The following is a 25,168-nucleotide window of genomic DNA, read 5'->3' as shown; positions in this document are numbered from 1 at the left end:
ATGGGAACTGCGGGGCCGGATAGCGTGCACCCCGTGCACCGTACGCCCACCGACTCCCTCGCCCCGTCACCCTCCGTACGCACGTCACGGGTGCCGCGGCCGCGTGCGGAGCCGGTGCCCGGGCGCGGCAGCGGGTACTGGACGCGGCTGCTGCCCGCGCTCGCCGCCCTGGCCGTACTGACCCGGCTGCCCTCCTTCCGGCATCCCCTGTGGAACCCCGACGAGGGCTATCTCGCCGTCCAGGCCCGCCAACTCGCCGCCGGGGGAGCGCTGTACGACACGGTCGTCGACCGCAAGCCGCCCCTGCTGCCCTGGCTGTACGAGGCCGCCTTCGCGGTGTTCGGCGACACCTCGCTCGGCCCGCTGCGGGTCGCCGCGGTCGGCGCGCAGCTGCTCACCGCCGTGCTCCTCGCCTCCACCGCCCGCCGCCGCTGGGGCGACCGGGCGGGCCGGGTCGCGGGCGTGCTGCACCTGCTCGTCTCCGTCGGCCTCAACCCCGAGGACACCCAGGCGGCCACCTTCGAGGTGTTCATGCTGCCGTTCACGGTCGCCGCCGTGCGCTGCGCCGACCGGCGCCAGTGGGCCCGCGCGGGCCTCGCCGTCGGCGGGGCCTTCCTCACCAAGCAGACCGGCGGCGCGGCGCTCGTCCCGGTGCTGTGGCTGATGTGGCGCTCGGCCACGCCGCGCCGCTCCGCCCTGCTGCGCACCGGCGCCGGGCTCTGCGGCCCGGTGCTGCTCGGCGCGCTGCTCACCGGCCCGGCCCGGTTCCTGTTCTGGACGGTCACCGGCTCCGGCGCCTACGCCTCCTTCACCGGCTCCGAACTCCACGTCCTGGCCAGGGGGTTGGCCAACACCGCACTCCTCGCGTTCGCCTGCGCCGGGCTGCTGCCACCGGTGGTGCGGGTGCTGCGGATCGCCAGGACCGGCGCCGCGGACGTATGGCTGTGGCTCGCCTCCTCGGCCGGAGCCGTCCTCGTGGGCTTCCACTTCTTCGGCCACTACTACCTCCAGCTCGTCCCGCCGCTGGTGCTGCTCGCGGCGGCCGCGCTCCAGATCCTCCCACCGCACCGGCTGACCGGCGCGCTCCTCGCCTCCGCCTGCGCCTGCGCGCTCTTCCTCGTCTGGGGCCTGCTCGCCCCGCGCCCCGAACTGGCCCACGCCGAGCGCCTGGCGGCCGCCGTACGGGCGCGCTCGGCGCCGCACGACCCGGTCCTGGTGTGGGGCATACACCCCGAGACGTACTGGCTCTCCGGCCGTGCCCCCGCCACCCGCTATCTGACCGCCGGACTCCTCACCAACTTCAGCGGCGGTCGCGACGGCCCCCAGGTGGGCGAGAAGTACGGCGTGGAGGGCTCCTGGCCGGTCTTCCGCACCGAACTGGCCGCGCGGCCACCCGTGCTGATCGTCGACGACTCCCGGGGCGCCCCCTACGCCCCCGAACGCCTGCCGAGCCTGCGCCGCCTGCTCGCGGCCCGCTACGAGCCGCTGGTGGGGACGGTCGACGGGGCGGTGTTCTACGTACGGACTCAGCCGTCCGCGTCCTCCGCCTCCCCGGCGGGGTGACGCACCGCCCGCGGCCCCACGCACCGCGCCCCGTGCGCCTCCACCCGGCGGCGCAGCTCGCGGTCGGCCGTCACCACCAGGCAGGGGCGGTCCGGGGCGCGCCCGGCGGCCAGCTCCACGATCCGGTCGTCGCCGCTGCCGGGCGCGGCATCCACCCGTACGCCCGCCACCGGCGCCACCCCGCGGGCCGCGCCCTCGACCACCAGGACCAGCTCGACGGGGCCGGGAAAGCCCGGGAGCCCGGCCTCGGCGTACCCCACCAGGCGGTCACGCAGGCGTTCGGCGGCGCCGTGCCGGTCGCGCCACCAGCCGTCCGGCACCGAGCCCACCACATTGGCCGCGTCCACGATCACCAGCGAGGTCGTCCCCATCCCGGCAGCGTGCCACGGGAGTCGGGAAAATCGCACGTCGGGCCGGGGAAATCCCGCGAAATCCGGGCCCGGGACCGAGTGTTATTGTCGCTGGGTCTCATGGTGTGTCGCATCTTGCCGCTCATCGCGGATCTGGTAGGGAAAGGCGGTCGGTGAGCCATGGCGTTCAAGCCTGCGCGTGCGTCGAAGGGGCAGGCGGGCCCGGAGCACGAGACCCCCACCGCCGCACCCGCCGCCGTCAGCGCGCCCGGCCTCGTCCCCTCGCCCGCCCTGCCCGACGGCTCCCCGGCGGTCACCGGCTGGCTGCTGCGCGGCAAGGACGGACGGCTGACCGCGTACGCGCCGGGCGCGGGCGGTGTGCTGCGCTGGACCGAGACGCACCCCGGCGGCCCCGAGTGGACCGGACCCGAGCTGGTCGTCCCGGCGCCCGGGCTCGGCCCGCGCCTCACCGTGGCCCAGGGCGCCGACGGGTACGTCCACTTCCTCGCGCTGCAGCAGAACAAGACGGCCGCCGGTGACCCGCACTACGACGTCGTCCACGCCGTCCAGTACCAGTCGGGCCGCCCGGTCAAGGACTGGTATCCGCTGGGCACCCCCTACCGCGACCAGACCAGGGCCGCCAAGGTCGGCCACCCGGCCGCCGTCGTCGACTCCGCCGACAACCTGAACGTCTTCATCCGCAACGCCGGGACCGGCCTGTGCGCCCGCGTCCAGCAGACGTCGGGCAGGTGGAGCAACTGGCTCGACCTGGACGGCTCCGGCTCGTACGGCGCGGTCTGCGCGGGCGCGGCCGAAGACGGCAGGGTCGACGTCGTGATGCCGGCCAAGCGCGGGGTGATGCGCTGGACGCGGGCCGCCGGGAGCGCCACGTACGAGCGGGTCTCCGACCTGGAGATCCAGGTGGCGGACGGCTCGGTGAGCGCCCAGCACACCGGCGAGGGCCGGATCACCTTCTTCTGGCGCGAGGCCGAGGGCGACGACGTGCACGCCTTCCGCGCCGACGACCCCGCCGTACCGCTCGGCGGCGCCGCGAGCGGCCCGGTCGCCGTGCTGCGCACGCCGGTGGATGGCCACGACTGCACCCTGCTGGCCCAGCGCGGCCCAGACGGCCGCCCGGCGCTCGCCGCCTACCCCACGGAGGCCGAGTCGGCCGGTGCGGTGTGGGCCTCCACGGGCGAGGTCTGCGAGGGCGTACCGGCGCTCGCCACCGACGCCGCAGGGCGGGTCGTCCTCGCCGCCTTCGGCACCGACGGACGGCTGCGCGTCACCCGCCAGAAGACCAGCGAGCCCGGCCTGGCCCTGGAGCCCTGGACGGTCGTCTGACGCCCGCCCGCCCCCCGGCGGGCCCGAACACGCCAGAAGGCCCCCCGCCGCTGCGGGGGGCCTTCTGCGTACTGCTAGGGGCGTTACGCCGGGACGCTCGCCACGCCCTGCGCCAGGAACTTCTTCCCGTTCACGCGCTCCGAGACGCCCTCGCGGTCCAGGTACGGCGTGATGCCGCCCAGGTGGAAGGGCCAGCCGGCGCCGGTGATGAGGCAGAGGTCGATGTCCTGGGCCTCGGCCACGACACCCTCCTGAAGCATCAGACCGATCTCCTGCGCCACCGCGTCCAGGACGCGGGCGCGGGTCTGCTCCTCGGTCAGGACGACATCGCCCTGCTTGAGGAGGGCCGCGACCTCCGGGTCCAGCTCCGGCTTGCCGGAGTCGTACACGTAGAAGCCGCGCTTGCCCGCCTTCACGACGGCCGCGAGGTTCTCGGAGACCGTGAACCGCTCCGGGAAGGCGCGGTTGAGGGTCTCGGACACGTGCAGACCGATGGCCGGGCCGACCAGCTCCAGGAGCACCAGCGGCGACATCGGCAGACCCAGCGGCTCGACCGCCTTCTCGGCGACCTCGACCGGGGTGCCCTCGTCGATGACGTTCTGGATCTCGCCCATGAAGCGGGTCAGGATGCGGTTGACGACGAACGCCGGGGCGTCCTTCACCAGGACCGCGGTCTTCTTCAGCTTCCTGGCGACGCCGAACGCCGTGGCCAGCGCCGCGTCGTCGGTCTGCTCGCCGCGCACGATCTCCAGGAGCGGGAGGATCGCGACCGGGTTGAAGAAGTGGAAGCCGACGACCCGCTCGGGGTGCTTCAGCTTCGACGCCATCTCGGAGACCGACAGCGAGGAGGTGTTGGTGGCGAGGATCGCGTGCGCCGGGGCGACCGCCTCGACCTCCGCGAACACCTGCTGCTTGACGCCGATCTCCTCGAAGACCGCCTCGATGATGAAGTCGGCGTCGGAGAAGCCCTCGGCCTTGTCCAGCACACCGGAGACCAGGCCCTTGAGGCGGTTGGCCTTGTCCTGGTTGATACGGGACTTGGCGAGCAGCTTGTCGATCTCGGCGTGGACGTAGCCCACACCCTTGTCGACGCGCTCCTGGTCGATGTCGGTCAGCACGACCGGCACCTCCAGGCGGCGCAGGAACAGCAGCGCGAGCTGCGAGGCCATCAGGCCCGCGCCCACCACGCCGACCTTGGTGACCGGGCGCGCGAGCGACTTGTCGGGCGCACCCGCCGGACGCTTGGCGCGCTTCTGCACCAGGTTGAACGCGTAGATGCCGCTGCGGAGTTCGCCACCCATGATCAGGTCGGCGAGCGCCTTGTCCTCGGCGTCGAACCCGGCCTGGAGGTCGCCGTCCTTGGCCGCCTCGATGATGTCGAGCGCGCGGTAGGCGGCCGGGGCCGCGCCGTGCACCTTGGAGTCGGCGATGAACCGGCCCTTGGCGACGGCCTGGTCCCAGGCCTCGCCGCGGTCGACCTCGGGGCGCTCGACGGTGACGTCGCCCTTGAGGACGTTCGCGGTCCAGATCAGCGACTGCTCCAGGAAGTCCGCGCCCTCGAAGATCGCGTCCGCGATGCCGAGTTCGAAGACCTGCTTGCCCTTGAGCTGGCGGTTCTGGTTCAGCGAGTTCTCGATGATGACCGAGACCGCGCGCTCCGCGCCGATCAGGTTCGGGAGCAGGGCGCAGCCGCCCCAGCCCGGGACCAGACCGAGGAAGACCTCGGGCAGCGAGAAGGCCGGGATGGCCTTGGAGACGGTGCGGTACGAGCAGTGCAGACCGACCTCGACACCGCCGCCCATGGCCGCGCCGTTGTAGTACGCGAAGGTCGGCACGGCCAGCGCGGCGAGGCGCTTGAAGACCTCGTGGCCGCTCTTGCCGATGGCGAGCGCGTCCTCGTGCTTCTTGAGGATCTCGACGCCCTTGAGGTCGGCGCCGACGGCGAAGATGAACGGCTTGCCGGTGACACCGACGCCGACGATCGCGCCCTCGGCCGCCTCCTTCTCCACCTGGTCGACAGCGGCGTTCAGGTTCGCCAGCGAGCCCGGGCCGAAGGTGGTCGGCTTGGTGTGGTCGAAGCCGTTGTCCAGCGTGATCAGCGCGAACCTGCCCGCGCCGAACGGCAGGTCGAGGTGGCGCACGTGCGCCGAGGTGACGACCTCGTCCGGGAACAGCTCGGCCGCACCCTTCAAAAGCTCAGCGGTGGTGCTCACTTGCTGCCTCCGGCGTCCTTGTGGTGCGGGTTCTCCCAGATGACCGTGGCGCCCATGCCGAAGCCGACGCACATGGTGGTGAGGCCGTAGCGGACCTCCGGCTGCTCCTCGAACTGCCGCGCCAGCTGCGTCATCAGGCGTACGCCGGAGGAGGCGAGCGGGTGGCCGAACGCGATGGCGCCGCCGTACTGGTTGACGCGGGCGTCGTCGTCGGCGATGCCGTAGTGGTCCAGGAAGGAGAGGACCTGGACGGCGAAGGCCTCGTTGATCTCGAAGAGGTTGATGTCCTCGATCGACAGACCGGCCTTGGCCAGCGCCTTCTCGGTCGCCGGGATCGGGCCGTAGCCCATCACCTCGGGCTCGACGCCCGCGAAGGCGTACGAGACCAGGCGCATCTTGACCGGCAGGCCGTTCTCGCGCGCGAACTCCTCGGACGCGATGATCGACGCGGTGGCGCCGTCGTTGAGGCCGGCCGCGTTGCCCGCGGTGACGTTGCCGTGGACGCGGAACGGCGTCTTCAGGCTCGCCAGGCTCTCCAGCGTGGTGCCCGGGCGCATCGGCTCGTCGGCGGTGACCAGGCCCCAGCCGGTCTCGCCCACCTCGGCGTTGGTGTTGCGCACCGAGATCGGGACGAGGTCCTGCTGGATCTTCCCGTTCGCGTACGCCTTGGCCGCCTTCTCCTGCGAGCGCACGGCGTACTCGTCGGCGCGCTGCTTGGTGATGTGCGGGTAGCGGTCGTGCAGGTTCTCCGCGGTCATGCCCATGAACAGGGCGGACTCGTCGACCAGCTTCTCGCTGACGAAGCGCGGGTTCGGGTCGACGCCCTCGCCCATCGGGTGGCGGCCCATGTGCTCGACGCCACCGGCGATCACCGCGTCGTACGCGCCGAAGGCGATGGAACCGGCGACCGAGGTCACGGCGGTCAGCGCGCCCGCGCACATACGGTCGATGGAGTAGCCCGGCACGGACTGCGGCAGACCCGCGAGGATGCCGGCGGTGCGGCCGAGGGTCAGACCCTGGTCGCCGATCTGCGTGGTCGCGGCGATGGCGACCTCGTCGATCTTCTTGGGGTCGAGGGCCGGGTTGCGGCGCAGCAGCTCCCGGATCGCCTTGACGACGAGATCGTCGGCCCGGGTCTCGTGGTAGATGCCCTTCGGGCCCGCCTTGCCGAACGGGGTGCGGACGCCGTCGACGAAGACGACGTCCCTGACGGTACGAGGCACGATGGCTCTCCTCCAGGGTGCGGGGTGGCACTGCTGCGCGTGGCGCACTCGCCTGAGCGCGCGCTCACCCCGCCATGCTACTTGCGGGTAACCAAACTGCCCAGTCCCCCCGGCAGGAGCGGCGAAGGTCACACTCCGCCGGGCCCTCTCATGGCCGTACCCCCTGATGACCGAGGTCGTCAGGGGGTACGTGGGTGCCGTGCGGCTCAGCTGTTGGCGGCCAGCGCGGCCGCGAGCAGCGGCGTCACCTGCTCGACCTGCCAGCGCCGCGCGCCGTACGCGGTGAGCGCCTCGGCCACCGCGGCCTCGGACCGGTCGCCCGGCGGCTCCCAGCACACCCGGCGGACGGTGTCCGGGGTGATCAGGTTCTCCTGCGGCATGTTCAGCCGCTCGGCCAGCTCCGAGACCGCCGCCCGCGCGGCGGAGAGCCGGGCCGCGGCGGCCGGGTCCTTGTCCGCCCACGAGCGCGGCGGCGGCGGGCCAGCGACCGGCTGCCCGGGCTGCGGAAGCCCGGAGTCCGGCAGCGCCCGCGCCCGGTCGACGGCCGCCTGCCACTGCTCCAGCTGGCGCCGCCCCATCCGGTGCCCGTAGCCGGGCAGGGCCATCAGGGCCTGCACGTTCAGCGGCATCGCCAGCGACGCCTCGATGATCGCGGAGTCGCTGAGCACCTTGCCCGGCGAGACGTCACGGCGCTGGGCGACCTTGTCCCGGGCCGTCCACAGCTCGCGCACGGCGGCCATCTGACGGCGTCGGCGGACCTTGTGCATGCCGGAGGTGCGCCGCCAGGGCTCCTTGCGCGGCGGCGCGGGCGGCGCCGCGGCGATCGCGTCGAACTCCTGGCGGGCCCAGTCGAGCTTGCCCTGCCGGTCGAGCTCCTTCTCCAGCGCGTCGCGCAGGTCGACGAGGAGCTCCACGTCGAGCGCCGCGTACCGCAGCCAGGGCTCGGGCAGCGGCCGGGTCGACCAGTCCACCGCGGAGTGGCCCTTCTCCAGGGCGTACCCGAGGACGCTCTCGACCATCGCGCCCAGGCCCACGCGCGGGAAGCCCGCGAGGCGCCCGGCGAGCTCCGTGTCGAAGAGCCGGGACGGCACCATGCCTATTTCCCGCAGGCACGGCAGGTCCTGGGTGGCGGCGTGCAGGATCCACTCGGTGTCGGCGAGGGCGTCGCCGAGCGCGGAGAGGTCGGGGCAGCCCACCGGGTCGATGAGCGCGCTGCCCGCGCCCTCGCGGCGGAGCTGGACGAGGTAGGCGCGCTGGCCGTACCGGTAGCCGGAGGCGCGCTCGGCGTCCACGGCCACGGGGCCGGTGCCGGCCGCGAACGCGGCGACGACTCCGGCGAGCTCTTCGTCGGTGGCTACGACGGGCGGAATGCCGTCACGCGGCTCCAGCAGGGGAGTCGGCTGCCCATCGACCGGGACGTCGTCGTCCGGGGGGGCGCCCCCGGTGGTTCGCAGTGCTGTCTCTGCTGCGGTCTTTTGGGCGTCGGTCACCTGTCAAGGGTACTTGTGTATATGCCGCGCCCGTCGACGGAACGTTCCGTCGACGGGCGCGCGAGGGGCGCACGGCGCCTTGTGGGGGGAGCATGCCCCTCGGGACCCCTGGGTCAGTGGATGATTCCGGTGCGCAGGGCGACGGCCACCATCCCGGCCCGGTCGCCCGTGCCGAGCTTGCGCGCGATCCGGGCGAGGTGGCTCTTCACGGTCAGCGCGGAGAGCCCCATGGACACCCCGATCGCCTTGTTGGACTGGCCCTCGGCGACCAGCCGCAGCACCTCGACCTCGCGCCCGGAGAGCTCGCGGTAGCCGCCCGGGTGGCTCGGGGCACCCGGGGGGCGGCGGTGCATACGGGCCGCCGCGGCGCCGATGGGCGCGGCGCCGGGGCGGGTGGGGTGGCCGATGTTCGTCCGCGTACCGGTGACGACATAGCCCTTCACGCCGCCCGCGAGGGCGTTGCGCACGGCGCCGATGTCGTCGGCGGCCGACAGGGCCAGACCGTTGGGCCAGCCCGCCGCGCGGGTCTCGGACAGCAGGGTGAGCCCGGAACCGTCGGGCAGATGGACGTCGGCAACGCAGATGTCGCGCGGGTTGCCGACGCGGGGACGTGCCTCCGCGATGGACGACGCCTCGATGACGTCCCGTACTCCGAGGGCCCACAGGTGGCGCGTGACGGTGGAGCGGACTCGGGGGTCGGCGACGACGACCATGGCCGTCGGCTTGTTCGGGCGGTAGGCGACCAGGCTTGCGGGCTGCTCAAGAAGAACGGACACCAGGCCTCCTGGGGGGGAAGGTGCGGGACGGAGCCGGCTCGGGGATGAAGCCGGGGCGAACCGTGCAGATAGGGTCACAGACCTCTTCGGCAGGGTGCCCGCCCGGCTTTAGGGAATGATCACGATTTGGTGAGAAACATTTAGGGCAATTCGGACTGGTGGTCGAGCGGGGCGCGACCGGTCGATAGGGACCGACTTTCTGTCTTTCGACAGAGGGCCGCACCTCACGTCCCTGGACGGCCCCGCACCCCTAGGGGCGCGGGGCTGTGACATGTGCGGCTCCGCCGCGTGGGCGCGACCAGCCACAGACGGTCCGCAGACGAACGAACGCACCCCGAATCGCTCAGCGAGGATCCCGCCGCTGAGGCAGACTCACCACACCCGCGTCAGCCGCAGGCACCGGCGGCAACCCAGCGACCTGGCACAACAGATCGCACCACGCGGCCAGGTGCGAGGCCGTGTCCGGCACCCCCCCGTGCCCCTCGCGCGGCGTCCACGACGCCCGGATCTCGATCTGCGTCGCGGGCAGCCGCTGGGCGAGCCCGCCGAAGTAGTACGAGCCCGCCCGCGTCACCGTGCCGCTCGACTCCCCGTACGAGAGCCCGCGCGCCTCCAGCGCACCCGTCAGCCAGGACCAGCACACCTCGGGCAGCAGCGGGTCCGCCGCCATCTCCGGCTCCAGCTCCGCCCGTACGAGCGTGACCAGGCGGAACGTTCCCTGCCAGGCGTCGTGCCCGGCCGGGTCGTGCAGCAGCACAAGGCGGCCGTCCGCGAGGTCCTGGTCGTTCTCGACGACCGCCGCCTCCAGCGCGTACGCGTGCGGCGCCAGGCGCTGCGGCGGCCTGGTCGGGTCGACCTCGATCTCGGGGCGCAGCCGCGCGCCCCGCAGCCCGTCGACCGCCTGGCGGAAGGCGAGCGGAACGGTCCTGCCGTCCGCACTGTCCGTGCCGCCGGCGCCATCCGAAGTTCGTCCCTGAGCGGCAGCCATGCGGGGAAGACTAGGCGGAACGGGCGCCCGGCGCCGGTAGGGACACCCGGGCCCGGCCGTCGGCTTCCGGGCACGTGCGAAGATTCTGGGCGTGAACGCCAACGTACGCCCCTCGGGCCCGCCGACACAGACCTACGACTCCGCCTTCCTCAAGGCCTGCCGCCGCGAGCCGGTGCCGCACACGCCGGTCTGGTTCATGCGGCAGGCGGGGCGCTCGCTGCCGGAGTACCTGAAGGTCCGCGAGGGCATCCCCATGCTGGAGTCGTGCATGCGGCCCGAGCTGGTCACCGAGATCACGCTCCAGCCGGTGCGCCGCCACAAGGTGGACGCGGCGATCTACTTCAGCGACATCGTGGTCCCGCTCAAGGCCATCGGCGTCGACCTCGACATCAAGCCCGGCGTCGGCCCGGTCGTCGCGGAGCCGATCCGCACCCGCGCCGACCTGGAGCGGCTGCGCGACCTCACGCCCGAGGACGTCCACTACGTCACCGAGGCCATCGGCATGCTGACCGCCGAGCTCGGCGAGACGCCGCTGATCGGCTTCGCGGGCGCGCCCTTCACCCTGGCGAGCTACCTCGTGGAGGGCGGCCCGTCCCGCAACCACGAGCACACCAAGGCGCTGATGTACGGCGACCCGCAGCTGTGGGCCGACCTGCTCGACCGCCTCGCCGAGATCACCGGCGCCTTCCTGAAGGTCCAGATCGAGGCGGGCGCCTCGGCCGTCCAGCTCTTCGACTCCTGGGTGGGCGCGCTGGCCCCCGCCGACTACCGCCGCTCGGTGATGCCCGCCTCCGCGAAGGTGTTCCGCGAGGTCGAGAAGTACGGCGTGCCGCGCATCCACTTCGGCGTCGGCACCGGTGAACTGCTCGGCCTGATGGGCGAGGCCGGGGCGGACGTCGTCGGCGTCGACTGGCGCGTCCCGCTCGACGAGGCCGCGCGCCGCGTCGGCCCCGGCAAGGCGCTCCAGGGCAACCTGGACCCCGCGGTCCTCTTCTCGACGCCCGAGGCGGTCGAGACGAAGACCCGCGAGGTCCTGGACGCGGCGGCGGGCCTGGAGGGCCACGTCTTCAACCTGGGCCACGGCGTCCTGCCGACGACCGACCCGGACGCGCTGACCCGTCTCGTGGACTACGTCCACACGCAGACGGCACGCTGAAGCTAGTTCCCCGCCGCCCGCACCGCCGACACGGCCTTGCGGGCGGCGACCAGGACCGGGTCCCAGACCGGTGAGAACGGCGGGGCGTACCCCAGGTCCAGCGTGACCACCTGCTCCACGGTCATGCCCGCCGTCAGCGCGACGGCCGCGATGTCGACGCGCTTGGCGGCGCCCTCGCGGCCGACGATCTGGACGCCGAGCAGCCGTCCCGTACGCCGCTCGGCGAGCATCTTCACCGTCATCAGGGCGGCCCCGGGGTAGTACCCCGCGCTGTTGGTGGACTTGATCGTCGCGGTGACGAACTGGAGCCCCGCCTCGCGCGCCTCGCGCTCGCGCAGCCCCGTGCGGGCGATCTCCAGGTCGCAGACCTTGCTCACCGCCGTACCGACGACGCCCGGGAACGTCGCGTAGCCGCCGCCCACGCCCGAGCCGATGATCTGGCCGTGCTTGTTGGCGTGCGTGCCGAGCGCGATGTGGCGCTCGCGGCCCGACACCAGGTCGAGGACCTCCACGCAGTCGCCGCCCGCCCAGATGTCGTCGTGGCCGCGCACCCGCATCGCCAGGTCCGTGAGCAGCCCGCCGTGCTCGCCGAGCGGCAGCCCGGCCTTGCGGGCCAAATCGGTGCGCGGCTCGACGCCGATGCCGAGGACCACGACGTCCGCCGGGTACTCGGCGTCCTTCGTCGCCACGCCCCGCACCCTGCCGTCCTCCCCGGTGAGGATCTCGGTGACCTCGGCGCCGGTGACCGTGGTGATGCCCATGCCGTCCATCGCCTCGTGGACCAGCCGGCCCATGTCCGGGTCGAGCGTGGACATCGGCTCCCTGCCCCGGGTCACCACCGTCACCTCGTAGTCGCGGTGCAGCAGCGCCTCGGCCATCTCCACGCCGATGTAGCCCGCGCCCACGATCACCGCGCGGCGGCCTCCGGTCGCGTTCAGCGTGTCGAGCAGGGCCTGTCCGTCGTCGAGGGTCTGCACCCCGTGGACGCCCGGCGCGTCGATCCCCGGCAGCTGTGGCCGCACCGGCCGGGCGCCGGTGGCGACGACGAGCTTGTCGTACGCCGTCCACGACTCCTCGCCCGACTCCAGGTCGCGGGCGCGCACCCGCCGCCCGGCCGTGTCGATCTCCAGCGCCTCGGTGCGCATCCGCAGGTCGATGCCGCGCTCGCGGTGCTCCTCGGGGGTGCGCGCGATCAGCTCGTCGCGCTCCGCCACGTCGCCGCCCACCCAGTAGGGAATGCCGCAGGCGGAGTACGAGGTGAAGTGGCCGCGCTCGAACACCACGATCTCCAGGTCGTCCGGCCCCTTCATCCTGCGGGCCTGCGACGCGGCGGACATCCCCGCCGCGTCGCCCCCGATGACCACCAGTCGCTCCGCCGCCATTGCGCACCCCTCGCTCGGTCCGTCCCGCTCTTCCTTCGGAAGATACGTGCGGGAGCGCCCGGGGATTCCCCGGGCGCGCCACTCGGCGCGGGGCTGTCCGTGGGGTCTGAGAGAGTGGACGCATGGACAACTCGGCCGTCAGCGCACCGCACATCGTCGTCGTCGGAGGCGGCATCTCCGGGCTCGCCGCCGCCCACCGCCTGCTGGAGTCCGGCGCGCGCGTGACGGTCCTGGAGGCCACCGACCGCCTCGGCGGCAAGCTGTACGCGGGCGAGGTCGCGGGCGCGCGCGTGGACCTCGGCGCCGAGTCCATGCTGGCGCGCCGCCCCGAAGGCGTCGGCCTCGCGCGCGAGGTCGGCCTCGGCGACCAGTTGCGGCCGCCCGCCGCGACGGCGGCGATCTGGACCCGGGGCGCGCTGCGCCCGATGCCCAAGGGGCATCTGATGGGCGTCCCGGCCGACCCCGCCTCGCTCGCCGGGATCGTCTCCGCCGAGGGCCTGGCGCGCATCGCCCAGGACCGCGAACTGCCGCCGACCGAGGTCGGGGACGACATCGGCGTCGGCGAGTTCGTCGCGAGCCGCGTCGGCCGCGAGGTCGTCGACCGGATGGTGGAACCGCTCCTGGGCGGGGTGTACGCGGGCGACGCCTACCGGATCTCGATGCGCGCCGCCGTGCCCCAGCTCTTCGCCGCCGCGCGCGACAACGCCTCGCTGCTCGACGGCGTCGCCCGGATCCAGGCGAAGGCCGCCGCCGCGCCGCAGGACGGCGGCCCGGTCTTCCTGGGCCTCGACGGCGGCATGGGCACCCTGCCGCTCGCGGTCGCGGACGCGGTCCGGGCCAAGGGCGGCTCGATCCGCACCGAGACGCCGGTGCTCGCCCTGACCCGCACGGCCACCGGCTGGCTGGTCCGGACGGACTCGCCACAGGCGCCCGCGATCGAGGCGGACGGGGTGATCCTGGCGTCCCCCGCCTGGTCCGCGTCCGCGCTGCTCGCCGCCGAGTCCCCGGCCGCAGCGGCCGAGTTGGCCACCGTGGAGTACGCCTCGATGGCCCTGGTCACCATGGCCTTCCGGCGTACGGACCTGGAGCGCCTGGAGCGCAGCTCCGGCTTCCTGGTGCCGTCCGTCGACGGCCGCACGATCAAGGCGTCCACCTTCTCCTCGTACAAGTGGCAGTGGGTCACCGACCGGGCCCCCGACCTCTTCGTGCTGCGCACCTCCATCGGGCGGTACGGCGAGGAGGAGCACCTGGAGCGCGACGACGCCGACCTGGTCGACCTGTCGCTGGGCGACCTCGGGGAGGCGGTGGGCCTCGCCGCCAAGCCGGTCGCGACCGAGGTGACGCGCTGGATCGGCGGCCTGCCGCAGTACCCGGTGGGCCACCTCGCGCGCGTGGCCCGGGTCCGCGCCGCCGTCGCGAAGCTGCCCGGGCTGCGGGTCTGCGGGGCCGCCTACGACGGCGTCGGCATCCCGGCGTGCATCTCCGGGGCCCGTCTCGCCGCGGACGAGATCATCGCCACGTCGACCCTGGCGCAGAACACTCAGCGTGACGCGGGACAATAGCCACATGAGTGCACCGGAAAAGATCCCGAACGCAGGGAAGAAGGCGAAGGACCTCAACGAGGTCATCCGCTACACGCTGTGGTCCGTCTTCAAGCTGCGCGACGTGCTGCCCGAGGACCGCTCCGGCTTCGCCGACGAGGTCCAGGAGCTGTTCGACCAGCTCGCCGCCAAGGACATCACCGTCCGCGGCACCTACGACCTCTCCGGGTTGCGGGCCGACGCCGACCTCATGATCTGGTGGCACGCGGAGACGGCCGACGAGCTCCAGAGCGCGTACAACCTCTTCCGCCGCACCAAGCTGGGCCGCGCCCTGGAGCCGGTCTGGTCGAACATGGCGCTGCACCGCCCCGCCGAGTTCAACAAGTCGCACATCCCGGCGTTCCTCGCCGACGAGACCCCGCGCGACTACGTGTCGGTGTACCCCTTCGTGCGCAGCTACGACTGGTACCTGCTGCCCGACGAGGACCGCCGCCGCATGCTCGCCGACCACGGCAAGATGGCCCGCGGCTTCCCGGACGTGCGCGCCAACACGGTCGCCTCGTTCTCGCTCGGCGACTACGAGTGGCTGCTCGCCTTCGAGGCCGACGAGCTGTACCGCATCGTCGACCTCATGCGTCATCTGCGCGCCTCCGAGGCCCGGATGCACGTCCGCGAGGAGGTCCCGTTCTACACGGGTAGGAGGAAGTCCGTTGCGGATCTCGTCGCCGGGCTCGCCTGACGGCCCCCGGCCGGGGGTCCGGGGGTTGTCCCCCGGGAGATGCAGCACGGGCCGCCGCAAGTCGGTCGCGGACCTGGTGGCGGGCCTGGCCTGACGGCCGCCCCCACCGCGTATGCCCGGTGACCGGGCCCGCCCAGAGCGGGCCCGGATCCACCCCTGACCCGGAAGATCAGAGAGCGGACGGCCGCTGCCCAGCCCTGGGCGCCGACCGCTCGTCCAGCGACACCGGGTTCGGCTCCGGGTGCGGCGCGCACGCAGCGCGCCGCACCGGCGTCCGTCCGTTCAGCAGGTAGTCCACCAGGTAGCCGTTCACGCACTGGTTGGGACCGCCGCCGATGCCGTGCGTACCGGCGTCCTTCTCGGTCACCAGGACCGACCCCGGCAGTCTGCGCTGGAGCTCCAGCGCCCCCGGGTACGGCGTCGCCGCGTCCCGCTCGGCCGCCAGGATCAGCGTCGGCGGTAGCGCCCCGTGCTCCGCCCGTACGTCCACCGGCTTCTGCCGGGGTGCCGGCCAGTAGGCGCACGGCAGGTTCATCCACGCGTTGTCCCACGTCTCGAACGGGGCGATCTCCGCGAGCTCGCTGTTGTCGCGGTCCCAGGTGGCCCAGTCCGTCGGCCAGGGCGCGTCGTTGCACTCGACCGCCGTGTACACCGCGTTCCCGTTCTCGTCGTCCCACGCCCCCTCCGGGCGCGGCGCCGCCTGCGCGATCAGCGGCTTGGGGTCGCCCTTGAGGTACGCCGAGAGCGCGGTCGCCCGCATCGCCCAGTAGTCGTCGTAGTACCCGGCTTTGAGGAACGCGCCCTGGAGCTGGGCCGGTCCGACCTTGCCGCCCGCGGGCTCCTCGGCCAGCCTGGCGCGCACCTTCTCGAAGTTCTCCAGGACCTGCTCGGCCGTGGTGCCCAGGTGGTAGACGCCGTCGTGCCGGGCGACCCAGGCGCGGAAGTCCTCCCAGCGGCTCTCGAACGCCAGCGACTGGTCGAGGTTGTTGCGGTACCAGATCTGCGCCGGGGCGGGGTCGACCGCCGAGTCGAAGACCATCCGGCGCACGTGGGAGGGGAAGAGCGTGGCGTACACCGCGCCGAAGTACGTCCCGTAGGAGGCGCCGACGAACGTCAGCTTCCGCTCGCCGAGCGCGGCCCGCAGCACATCGAGGTCGCGCGCGTTGTTGAGGCTCGTGTAGTGCCGCAGCGCCGCGCCCGCGTTCCGCGCACAGCCCTGCGCGTACGCCTTGGCCTGCGCGATCCGCTCCATCTTGTACGAGGGCGAGGGGTCGGTCGGGGACTGCGTGGGCGCCTTGGTGAAGTCCTTCGGGTCCTGGCAGGACAGCGGCGCGGAGCGGCCCACCCCGCGCGGGGCGTAGCCGACCAGGTCGTACGCCCCCGCGATCCGCTTCCACTCGGGCAGGTTCGCGACCATCGGGAAGTACATGCTGGAGGCGCCCGGGCCGCCGGGGTTGTAGACCAGGGAGCCCTGGCGCACGGCCCGCTTGCCGGTGGACCGCACCCGGCTGACGGTGAGGGAGATCTGACGGCCCCTCGGTTTGGCGTAGTCGAGCGGGACCCGGACCGTGCCGCACTGGACGGAGTCGGGGAGCATCTCCACTTTGGGGCAGCGGCCGAAGGCGATCCCGGTGGCGGCCGCGCGCTGGGCGGCGACCACGGTGCCGCGTGCCTCGGCGGTGAGCGGATCCACGCCGCCGGCCGGTGCGGCGGCCAGGGTGGAAAGAACGAGGGAACCGAGCGTTCCGTACAGCGCTGCTGCTCTCATCGCACATCCCTTTGCGGTCCATCCGGCACGACAGGCCCGGTATAAAAGGGATGATTAGCGGAGTAATTGATGAAGTAAAGCACCGGCGTGCGGTGCGCCGGGATCAAAGTCCGAGATCACCGGCGTCGAGCGACGTGCGGGTCAGGCCGCCCGTCGGCCGCTCAGGGCGGTCCGTAACGCCGGGTCGTCCACCGCGCTCACGCCTCGTACCGCGACGGCGGTGAGCGGGTCGCCGGCCGGGTCGATCCGGCCGAGCAGGCGCTGGCCGTCGGGGGAGGCCCAGCGGGTGTGCGGATGGACCTCGAAGCGGGCGATGAAGAGGCAGCCCAGCGTCAGGACCAGCGGCAGCGAGAACCAGGCGGCGATCTCGGCCTGGGTGGCGCGGTCCTGACCGGGCATCAGGAAGGCGATCACGCCCAGGGCGAGGGTGAGCGCCGCCGCGCCGCGCACGGCCCGTACGGAGGCCGTGACGCCCGTCCTGGTCGCGTCCGGCACGGCGAGCCCGGCGGCCGCCAGCCGGTCGGCCAGGGCGTGCACCGCGTCGGCGGCGGCCGTGGCCGACCGGATCGACGCTATCCGGGCCTGTCCGCCCGGGCCGATCGCGCCGATCACCGACCGCTCCAGGTCGTCGCGGCCCTCCGGGTCGACGACCGTGGCCCAGCCGGTGTGCGCGAGCAGCAGCCGGCGGGCGCGGTGCATGGTGACCAGGGTCAGATCGGTGACCCGGAACGGGCCGCCCGCCAGGAACGCCGCCTCGTACAGCGAGAGGCCGAGTTCCGGGTCCCGGGTGACCGGACCCTGGTCGGCCGCCGCGGACGCGGCGAGGCAGAGCCGCGCGCACGAGAGCGCGGACGCGAGGCACGCGGCGACCAGGAAAAGTACCCAGAACATGGCCGAGTTGTATGCGAAGCGGTCAGCTCGGCGCCATGCCTTTCCCATGATGTGGACATGGAGTTATCGGTTCGTTACGGAGTGTCGGTGGGGTTGGCGCGGCTGGCGGCGGGCGGCAGCGGGAACGACGGGGTGACCGGTACGGGGGAGGCGGGAGTGGCGCCCGGCGTGGGCGGGGGCGGTCCGCTCGGGGACGCGGTGGTGTTCGCGACGCTGTCCCGGGCCAGCGCGTCGAAGTCGACGAGGCCGGTCGCCTCCAGCATCCGGATGTGGTCCAGGACCGTCGTGTTGGCGTCGTCGGCGAGCGCGCGCACCAGCGAGTTGCGGGTGTTGGCGCGGACCTGCGCGACCAGCGAGAACACCTTCCCATGCGCCGAGCGCAGGATGTTGGCGAAGTCCTTCTCGTACGTGCTGCCGCTCTCCGACGTCAAGGTCCGCAGCCACCCCTGCTGTTGGGCGTTGGGCTGGTCGGGCAGCTCCATCCCGAGCTGGGCCGCGACCTCGCGCACGCGCGCGTCGAGGAAGGCGTGCCCGTCGACGAGGTGGTGCCCGGCGGCCGTCACGGCCGCGCTGGGCGCCCGCTCGACGGCCTGCTGCCCGGCGGGCAGCTCCCACAGCCCGGCCAGTCTGACCCGTACGACGAAGTCCCGGTCGGCGGCCGACAGCGGCCCCCAGCGGGTGGGCACGGACCCGGCGTTGAGATTGGCGAGCCCGGTGCCCGAGCGGTCGGCGTAGGACCAGACGGGGAAGAGCAGGGCGGCGATGGTCGCGGTCAGGGCGACGACGACCAGGCCGGTACCGGAAAGGATTATCCGACGCATGAAAGCCTCCAAGTGCGGTGCGCACGGTAATGCGGAGGCGGGTGATCCGGGGAGTCTTTTGAGGAAAACAGTGACGGGACCGTGTGGGAGGCATCACGAGTTGGACGAGGCGGCCACGGGGGGTGGCGGCGGCTGGTACTTTGCCCGCCCTCGTCTAGGCGGCCCTCACGAGCCCCTTCAGGAAGCGGGCGGCGCGCCCCTGCGGGCGGGTGCCGGCGCGCTCCTTCCACCACCGCCCCAACTGCCGTGCGACGTCGGTGTCGAGGCCGTCCTCCTTGAGCAGCGACTCCACGAAGTCGAGGGCGTCGCGACGGTAGCCGTCGCGCATCGGGCGGCTCCTGGCGTACGCGAGATACGCCGGCCGGTACGCGTCCCCGAGGATCCGGGGCAGCTCCGGCGCCACCTTCGCGACGACGTCGGCGCGCTTGGCGGCGAGGGCGCGGGCCTGGACGCGGAGCCGGGTGGGGTCGAACCCTTGGGGGACGGGGGTGCCGGCGACGAGGGCGGAGAGGAGGGAGGTCTGAGCGAGAGCGACCCGAAGCCGGGCGTCGGCCCCGGCGGATTTTCCCCCACCCCGCCCCTTCCCGGCTGTGACATGTGCGGCTCCGCCGCGTGGCCTCTGGCGGGCAGCCTCGTTTGTCGGCTGCGAGCCGGTGGGGGCTGGTCGCGCAGTTCCCCGCGCCCCTAGGTGTCTCCGGCCCGGGCGGCACGGAAATTCAGCCCCTCCGGCGTTTGAGGAGCGGGGTCCGGGGCGGAGCCCCGAGCGGGGTGCAGGGGCCGCAGGCCCCGCTGGGGGTGCAGGGGGCGTAGCCCCCGGCAGACCTTCCTCAGCCACTCCCCACCCCCGGAGGGTTTCGGGAAGGGGTGGGATGGGGGAATTCCCCGCCAGCACGGCGCGGATCGCCCCCAGTTCCCCCGCCAGCTCCGCCTCCGGCGGAAACGCCTCGTCCCGCTCCAGCAGCACCCCCGGAGGCGAAACCCGCGACACCAGCTCGGCCAACACATCGAGCACCTCCACCCCCACCGGATGCGCATGCGTGTCGTGCCACACCCCGTCCTTCTCGACGCCCCCGGCGACATGCACGTACGCGATCGCCTCCACCGGCAGCTCGGCGAGGGCCTTCACCGGGTCCTCCCCCCGGTTCACCCGGTTCGTGTGGAGGTTCGCCACGTCGATGAGGAGCCGCACCCCCGTACGCTCCACCAGCTCCGCGAGGAACTGGCCCTCCGTCATGTCCTCGTCCGGCCAGTTCACCAGCGCCGCTATGTTCTCCAGGGCGAGCGGCACCGGCAGGCCGTCCTGCGCGATGCGGACGTTCTCGCAGAGCACCTCCAGCGCGTCCCAGGTGCGCGGCACCGGCAGCAGGTGACCGGCCTCCAGGCGCGGCGACGCGGTGAGGGCGCCCCCGGCCCGTACGAACGCGATGTGCTCGGTGACCAGCGGAGCCGACAGCGCCTCCGCCCGCGCGGCCAGGTCTGCCAGGCGCCCCGGGTCGGGCCGGTCGGCGCCGCCGAGGCCGAGCGAGACGCCGTGCGGCACGACCGTGACCCCGCGCCGCCGCAGCCGTACCAGCGACTCGGGAAGGTGGCCGGGGCAGAGGTTCTCGGCGACCACCTCCACCCAGTCGACGCCCGGCAGCCGCTCGACGGCGTCGGCGATCTCGGGCCGCCAGCCGATACCGATGCCCAGCTCCATGGTTCGCCCCCCGGCGGTTCGAAGTCGAAGTCGATGTCGTGGCGTCGTCGACGACGTGTGGTGGAGTGGTCATGGCCCCGCCACGCCCGCGCCAACCCGCCGTGCCCCACCTTCAGAGCTTCATTTGAGGTTGGCGCGGCCAAACCAAGCCAGGCCGAGCCGACCACGGCCAGGGCTGCCTCTGCCTACTTCTGCGTCACCAGCGCGTCGTAATCCACCATCCCTGTCGCCTCCAGCATGTTGATGTGGTCCAGCACGGTCTGGTTGGCGTCCTGCGCCAGGTCCCGTACGAGGGAGTTGCGGGTGTTGGCACGCACCTCGGCGACCAGGTTGAAGACCTTGCCGTGGGCGCGCCGCAGCAGGTTCGCGAACTTGACCTCGTAGTCGCGCCCCTGCGCCGCCGTCAGCTCCTTGAGCCACCCCTGCTGCTGCTCGTTGGGCTGGTTGGGCAACTCGACGCCCAGCTGCGCGGCGACGTCCCGGACGTGCTTGTCGAGCGCGGTGTGGCCGGTCACGAGGTGGTCCCCGGCCATCTTGACCGCCATGCTGGGCGCCCGCTCCTGCGCCTGCTGCCCGGCGGGCAGCTCCCACAGCCCGGCCAGGCGCACCTTGGTCACGAACTCCCGGTCGGTGGGCGAGAGCGGGCCCCAGCGGGTCGACACGGACGCCGCGTCAAGGTTCGACTTGTCCGTGCCGAGCCGGTCGGCGTACGACCAGACGGGGAAGGCCAGCGCCCCGATGGTGGCGGCGAGCGCCACGATGATCAGTGCCGTTCCGTTGAACCGGCCGAGGATCCCGACTCCTTCGGTCCGGTCCGTCCGTCGGATGCGTCCCACAACATGCCTCCCAGGCAGGCAACTTGGCAGTACCGGGAGGTACGGACGGGACGCGTGTTGCGTTCAGCCCTTTCGGACGATCCGCGATCAGCGGCCCCGCAGCCCCGGATGGTCCGCCACCACCGTGCAGGACCCCGGCGCGATCTCCGTGAACCCCGCGTCCCGCACCACCGGCAGCCCACTGGCCGTCAGCGCCGCCCACTCCCCGCGCGGCGCCACCCGTACCGAAAGCGCGAAGTCCGCCTCCCGCCACGCCGTGCGCTGCTCCTGCGACAGCTCCCACCACGCGAGCTGCGCCCCGTGCCCGGCCTGGGCCATCGCCTTGCCCGCCGACATGTCGAGCTCGGGGTTGAGCCACAGCACAGGCGCGAGCAGGTCGGGCGCGCCCGGCTCGGCCGGGTCGTCCAGGTCCGTGCCGGAGACCTGGAGCTTGACCAGCTCCTTGGGCCAGCCGTCGAGCGGGACCGGCGGGAAGACCCGCACTTCGGCGGACTTCCCGGTGACCGTGATGCCCGGCAGCGCCGAGGCCTTGCGCCACTCCGCGCCGCGCGCCCGCCGCACCACCTTGCGGATCCTGGCGTCCTGCCAGTCCCGCATCGCCGCCGCCCACTCCCCGTCGCCGAGCGAGCGCTCGTCGCTGAGCATCACCAGCACGGCCCGGGCCGCCGTCTCCAGTGCGTCGGTGCGGGCCGGCGGCTCCGCCTTCTCGATGCGGACGACCATCGGGAGGACGTACTGAGGGGCCTCGTCGCGAGGGTTCGGCTCCTGGTGGAACGGGCTCGTCGCGGGGGTCACGGGGGTCTCTTCACTGCTCACCCGACCAGTCTGCCAGCCGTCGATTCCCGGATTCTTGGCGGAAGGAACTGTTCCGGGACAGGATGCCTGCCATGAAGAGCGATCTTTTCTCATCGGAGCACATGGCGCAGCCGGCCACCGAGGCCGGAATGACCCTGCAGAACGCCAAGTCCATCAAGTACGCGGTCAACGGCGAGATGCTCGCGCGCCAGGGTGCGATGATCGCCTACCGCGGAAACCTCCAGTTCGAGCGCCGCGGCCAGGGCATAGGCGGCATGCTCAAGCGCGCCGTCACCGGCGAGGGCCTGCCGCTGATGGCCGTCAAGGGCCAGGGCGAGGCGTGGTTCGCGCACGAGGCGCAGAACTGCTTCGTCGTCGACATCGAGCAGGGCGACGTCCTGACGGTCAACGGCCGCAACGTCCTCTGCTTCGACGCGTCCCTCTCGTACGAGATCAAGACCGTCAAGGGCTCCGGCATCGCCGGTGGCGGCCTCTTCAACAGCGTCTTCACCGGCTGGGGCCGCCTCGGCCTGGTCTGCGAGGGCAACCCGCTGGTCATCCCGGTCACCGCGCAGCAGCCGGTGTACGTCGACACCGACGCGGTGGTCGGCTGGACCGCGAACCTCAGCACCTCGCTGCACCGCTCGCAGTCCATCGGCTCGATGATCCGCGGTGGCTCCGGCGAGGCCGTGCAGCTGATGCTCCAGGGCGACGGCTACGTCATCGTCCGCCCGAGCGAGGTGACCCCGAAGAAGGCGGAGCAGCACTGAGCCCCGCAGCAGGACCGAACGCCGTACGCACCCTGAGCTCGGTGGGCCGCCGGTACGGGATCGGCGGCCCCTGGGTGCTGCGCGGGGTCGACCTGGAGCTGGCCGTGGGCACCCTGGTCCGGGTGGAGGGCACCAACGGCACCGGCAAGTCGACCCTGCTGCGCCTGCTGGCGGGGATCGACGCGCCCACCGAGGGCCGCGCCCTCGGCCGCCCGCGCACCGCGTACGTCCCCGAGCGCTTCCCCGCCGCCCTGCCGTTCACGGCGGTGGGCTACCTCACCCACCTCGGGCGCATACACGGCCTGTCCCGGCGGACCGCGGCCACGCGCGCGGGGGAGTGGCTGGAGCGGTTCGGGGCGGGCGCCCACGCTCGTACCCCGCTCGCCGAGCTCTCCAAGGGCACCAGCCAGAAGGTCGCCGCCGCCCAGGCCCTGGTCGCCGCGCCCGAACTCCTCGTGCTCGACGAGGCCTGGACCGGCCTGGACACGGCGGCCCGCGCCGAACTGGACCGCGCGGTCGCCGAACGCGTCGCGGACGGCGCGGCGGTCGTCTTCGTCGACCACGACCCCCGGCGGCTGGTGGACGCGGTGGACACGCGGTACGCGGTCGAGCGCGGCGGCCTGGTCCGCCGTACGGAAGCGGCGCACCCGGCGGTGAGCCCGCTGGTCCGCGTCCACGTCGTCGGACCCGTGCCTCCCGAGGGGCTGCCCGGCGCGCCCACGCTGACCCCGGGCCCGGACGGCGCGCACACGCACACGCTCACGGTCGCGGCCGCGCACTCCGACGCGCTGCTGCGCGCGCTCCTCACCGCACAACCGCCCTGGCACATCCGAGGGGTGTCGCGCCCATGAGCGCGCTCGTCCGCTACCAGACCGCCCTGCTGCTGCGCTCCCAGCGCTGGCTCGCGCCCGTCCTCTTGTACGTGGCCTTCGTCGCCGTCGGCGTCCAGCCGGGCAACCCGGTCCTCGACTCGCTGGGGTACGCGGCCGCCGGGCTGCTCCCCGTCGGCGCCTGGCTCGCCCGGCTCTGCGTCACCCAGGAACCGGCCGCCGCCCGTGAGTGCGCGGCCGCGGCGGCGGGCCCCGGCCGGGTCCACCTCGCGGCCCTCGCCACCGCGCTCGGGACGACCGTGCTGCTGGGGGCCGCCGGGACGCTGTACGTCGTGGCGGTGGGGGATCCGGCCAGTGCCGACCACCGGGTCGCGGTGCCGCTCGGCCCCGCCATGGCGGCCGGGCTGCTGGCGAGCGCGGTGTGCGCGCTGCTCGGCGCGGCGGTCGGAGCGCTCGGCAGCCGCCCGCTGCTGCACGCGCGCGGCTGGTCGCTCTGCCTCACCGCGCTGGCGGCGCTGCTCGCCCTGGTGGCCAAGGGGTCACCCGCCAGGTACGCCGTCAACGGCCTGGTCAACGGGTCGCGGACCGGTGACGTGCACCTGGCGGTGGTCCCGCTGATCGCGGCGGCGGCGCTGACCGCCGCGGCCTGGGCGGCCGTCTGCGCGCTCACTTCCCGGCGCGGGTGACTAGCCTCGTAGATATGGACGACGACGAGACGTACTGCGCGCCCGCCCCCGAGCGGCCCGCCCCGGCCGACGGGCCTCCGTACGCCGAGTGTGTGCTGTGCCGTGAGCCGACCGAGTATCCGGAGTCGGTCGTGGGCATCACGCTCTGCCCGGTGTGCGAGTGGCAGGAGGCCCAGCGCACCGCCTGCTCCGGCTGACGACGGGCCCGGGGGCTACTTCTTGGCGGCCGAGCCGATCAGGTCGGACACCTTCACGAAGCGGTAGCCGCGCTTGCGCAGCTCCGGCACGATCCGCTGGATCGCCCGGTCGGTGACCGGCGCCGCGCTGCGGGTGCAGTGCATGACCACCAGCGAGCCCGGCTTCACCCCGGCGAGCACCTGCTCGGCCACCGCGTCCGCGTCGTGCGCGAACGCGTCGCCGCTCACCACGTCCCACTGCACCGCCGTCATCTTCAGCGGGGCCAGCGTCCGCAGCACCTCGTCGTTGTAGCAGCCGCCCGGGAAGCGGAAGTACGGCACCGCGTTGCGCACCCCCGCCTTGGCGAAGGAGGCGGTCGCCTTCTCGACGTCGGCGCGCATCTCGTCCCTGGCGACGACCGGCAGCCCGTAGCAGGGGGACTTGAAGGCGTAGTGGCTGTACGAGTGATTGGCGACCTCGAAGTTCGGGTCGGTCCCGATCGCGCGCGCCTCGGCCGGGTACTCGTCGGCCCAGCGGCCCGTCATGAAAATCGTGGCGGGCACCTTGAGCCGCCGCAGATCGGCGATGAGCGCGGGGTTGTCGAAGCGCTCGCCGCCCGCCGCGCGCGGCCCCTGGTCGGCGGTCATGTCGGCGTCGAAGGTGAGCGCGACGACCTTCTCCGCGCCCTTGCCGCCCTTGGGGGCGCGGCTGAAGACGGGGGTGAGACCGCCGGGGCCGGGCGCGAGGGTGGGCGCCTGGGCGGGGGCGCGCGGAGTGGCGGAGGCGGGGGGCGCCGAGGGCGCGGTGGACGGCTTGCTCGCGCCCGGCGCCGCCTTCGCGCCACGGTCGGCGGGGGCGGGATCGGAGCTGCAGCCCGCGAGCGCGGCACCGAGAACGGCAACCGCCAGCAGCTTTCGTACAGAAATGGTCACTTGCGGAAGCTATCCGATCATTCGCTGAGCAGAGGTGTGCGCCGCCGTGGGGCCGCATACGTTTCCGGCCAATGAGTGAACCGGACGGAACCGGTCCGAGAACCCGGCGCAAGGGAGCGTATTCGGGGGCGTCGAGTCGCCTCGGCGGGGTGCCCGGGCCCGGCCGCGCGCTGCCGTCCGCCCTGCGCGCGCCGGGTCCGG

22 protein-coding genes and 1 pseudogene are annotated in these 25,168 nt (G+C 73.2%); 9 read left to right on the top strand and 14 right to left on the bottom strand.

From position 1 onward, the window contains the following. Complete coding sequence (locus tag IE252_RS23580) at positions 1–1,563, top strand: ArnT family glycosyltransferase (RefSeq protein ID WP_190091466.1); 1,563 nt, start codon at positions 1–3, stop codon at positions 1,561–1,563. On the opposite strand, the gene IE252_RS23575 is transcribed toward IE252_RS23580, so the two are convergent. After that, positions 1,527–1,934 (bottom strand): PIN domain-containing protein, encoded by a 408-nt coding sequence (locus tag IE252_RS23575; protein ID WP_190091465.1) that lies wholly within the window; start codon positions 1,932–1,934, stop codon positions 1,527–1,529. The genes IE252_RS23580 and IE252_RS23575 overlap by 37 nt on opposite strands. Before the next feature lie 159 nt (positions 1,935–2,093). On the opposite strand from IE252_RS23575, the gene IE252_RS23570 reads away from it, so the two are divergent. Next, complete coding sequence (locus IE252_RS23570; RefSeq protein WP_229848754.1) at positions 2,094–3,257, top strand: DUF8189 domain-containing protein; 1,164 nt, start codon at positions 2,094–2,096, stop codon at positions 3,255–3,257. Between the two features lie 83 nt (positions 3,258–3,340). Here the strand turns inward: IE252_RS23570 and IE252_RS23565 are convergent, their stop codons facing one another. From IE252_RS23565 to IE252_RS23545, 5 genes are all read right to left on the bottom strand, one after another. Then, positions 3,341–5,470 carry a 3-hydroxyacyl-CoA dehydrogenase NAD-binding domain-containing protein gene (locus IE252_RS23565; protein WP_190091464.1) on the bottom strand — a complete coding sequence of 710 codons (2,130 nt, stop codon included), beginning with the start codon at positions 5,468–5,470 and terminating at the stop codon, positions 3,341–3,343. Next, positions 5,467–6,693, bottom strand: a complete 1,227-nt coding sequence (locus IE252_RS23560) for a thiolase family protein (protein WP_190091463.1) — start codon at positions 6,691–6,693, stop codon at positions 5,467–5,469. The genes IE252_RS23565 and IE252_RS23560 overlap by 4 nt, the downstream gene beginning before the upstream one ends. Positions 6,694–6,899: 206 nt before the next feature. Continuing rightward, entirely contained in the window at positions 6,900–8,183 is a 1,284-nt protein-coding gene (locus IE252_RS23555) for an HRDC domain-containing protein (protein ID WP_190091462.1), read from the bottom strand. A 113-nt stretch (positions 8,184–8,296) separates the two neighbouring features. Continuing rightward, a complete protein-coding gene (locus IE252_RS23550) occupies positions 8,297–8,959 on the bottom strand; it encodes a helix-turn-helix transcriptional regulator (protein ID WP_101390672.1) in 663 nt (220 codons plus the stop codon). Positions 8,960–9,302: 343 nt separating this feature from the next. Further along, the gene (locus IE252_RS23545) at positions 9,303–9,947 is read right to left on the bottom strand and encodes a DUF3000 domain-containing protein (protein WP_190091461.1); all 645 of its coding nucleotides are present in this window, start codon (positions 9,945–9,947) and stop codon (positions 9,303–9,305) included. Between the two features lie 91 nt (positions 9,948–10,038). Here IE252_RS23545 and hemE point away from each other — a divergent pair, with 91 nt between their 5' ends. Then, positions 10,039–11,103 carry a uroporphyrinogen decarboxylase gene (gene hemE / locus IE252_RS23540; RefSeq protein WP_190091460.1) on the top strand — a complete coding sequence of 355 codons (1,065 nt, stop codon included), beginning with the start codon at positions 10,039–10,041 and terminating at the stop codon, positions 11,101–11,103. A gap of 2 nt (positions 11,104–11,105) precedes the next feature. Here hemE and IE252_RS23535 read toward each other — a convergent pair whose 3' ends face one another. Continuing rightward, positions 11,106–12,485: an FAD-dependent oxidoreductase gene (locus IE252_RS23535; protein WP_190091459.1), complete on the bottom strand. Its 1,380-nt coding sequence runs from the start codon at positions 12,483–12,485 to the stop codon at positions 11,106–11,108. A gap of 122 nt (positions 12,486–12,607) precedes the next feature. On the opposite strand from IE252_RS23535, the gene hemG reads away from it, so the two are divergent. Further along, on the top strand, positions 12,608–14,047 hold the full coding sequence (hemG, locus tag IE252_RS23530; RefSeq protein WP_190091458.1) for a protoporphyrinogen oxidase: 1,440 nt from the start codon (positions 12,608–12,610) through the stop codon (positions 14,045–14,047). A 4-nt stretch (positions 14,048–14,051) separates the two neighbouring features. Continuing rightward, positions 14,052–14,765 (top strand): hydrogen peroxide-dependent heme synthase, encoded by a 714-nt coding sequence (gene hemQ, locus IE252_RS23525; RefSeq protein WP_190091457.1) that lies wholly within the window; start codon positions 14,052–14,054, stop codon positions 14,763–14,765. A 169-nt stretch (positions 14,766–14,934) separates the two neighbouring features. Here hemQ and IE252_RS23520 read toward each other — a convergent pair whose 3' ends face one another. The 6 genes and pseudogenes from IE252_RS23520 to IE252_RS23495 form a co-directional block, all read right to left on the bottom strand. Continuing rightward, positions 14,935–16,533, bottom strand: coding sequence for an alpha/beta hydrolase (locus IE252_RS23520; RefSeq protein WP_190091456.1), 1,599 nt, complete (start codon positions 16,531–16,533; stop codon positions 14,935–14,937). Positions 16,534–16,674: 141 nt separating this feature from the next. Further along, positions 16,675–17,424 carry a TIGR04222 domain-containing membrane protein gene (locus IE252_RS23515; protein ID WP_190091455.1) on the bottom strand — a complete coding sequence of 250 codons (750 nt, stop codon included), beginning with the start codon at positions 17,422–17,424 and terminating at the stop codon, positions 16,675–16,677. Between the two features lie 74 nt (positions 17,425–17,498). Further along, positions 17,499–18,245, bottom strand: a complete 747-nt coding sequence (locus IE252_RS23510) for a DUF4142 domain-containing protein (protein ID WP_190091454.1) — start codon at positions 18,243–18,245, stop codon at positions 17,499–17,501. 154 nt (positions 18,246–18,399) lie between these two features. Further along, entirely contained in the window at positions 18,400–19,941 is a 1,542-nt protein-coding gene (locus tag IE252_RS23505; protein WP_190091453.1) for an MbnB/TglH/ChrH family RiPP precursor modification enzyme, read from the bottom strand. Positions 19,942–20,132: 191 nt separating this feature from the next. Next, positions 20,133–20,735, bottom strand: a pseudogene (locus IE252_RS23500) (DUF4142 domain-containing protein); the annotation flags it as partial. Positions 20,736–20,864: 129 nt separating this feature from the next. After that, complete coding sequence (locus IE252_RS23495) at positions 20,865–21,593, bottom strand: peptidyl-tRNA hydrolase (RefSeq protein WP_229848753.1); 729 nt, start codon at positions 21,591–21,593, stop codon at positions 20,865–20,867. Positions 21,594–21,664: 71 nt separating this feature from the next. On the opposite strand from IE252_RS23495, the gene IE252_RS23490 reads away from it, so the two are divergent. The 4 genes from IE252_RS23490 to IE252_RS23480 are packed head-to-tail and all read left to right on the top strand — an operon-like array spanning position 21,665 to position 24,055. Further along, complete coding sequence (locus IE252_RS23490; protein ID WP_190091451.1) at positions 21,665–22,342, top strand: AIM24 family protein; 678 nt, start codon at positions 21,665–21,667, stop codon at positions 22,340–22,342. 32 nt (positions 22,343–22,374) lie between these two features. After that, positions 22,375–23,193: an ABC transporter ATP-binding protein gene (locus IE252_RS43405; RefSeq protein WP_373298603.1), complete on the top strand. Its 819-nt coding sequence runs from the start codon at positions 22,375–22,377 to the stop codon at positions 23,191–23,193. After that, entirely contained in the window at positions 23,190–23,858 is a 669-nt protein-coding gene (locus IE252_RS43400; protein ID WP_229848751.1) for an ABC transporter, read from the top strand. The genes IE252_RS43405 and IE252_RS43400 overlap by 4 nt, the downstream gene beginning before the upstream one ends. A 14-nt stretch (positions 23,859–23,872) precedes the next feature. After that, complete coding sequence (locus IE252_RS23480) at positions 23,873–24,055, top strand: hypothetical protein (RefSeq protein ID WP_190091450.1); 183 nt, start codon at positions 23,873–23,875, stop codon at positions 24,053–24,055. A 15-nt stretch (positions 24,056–24,070) separates the two neighbouring features. On the opposite strand, the gene IE252_RS23475 is transcribed toward IE252_RS23480, so the two are convergent. Then, a complete protein-coding gene (locus IE252_RS23475; protein WP_190091449.1) occupies positions 24,071–24,967 on the bottom strand; it encodes a polysaccharide deacetylase family protein in 897 nt (298 codons plus the stop codon). Between the last annotated feature and the right edge of the window lie 201 nt (positions 24,968–25,168).

Source organism: Streptomyces melanogenes, from assembly GCF_014649795.1.
Lineage (GTDB): Bacteria > Actinomycetota > Actinomycetes > Streptomycetales > Streptomycetaceae > Streptomyces > Streptomyces noboritoensis.
Note: the sequence above shows the minus strand (reverse complement) of the source record. Positions and strands in the feature narration are given on the sequence as shown.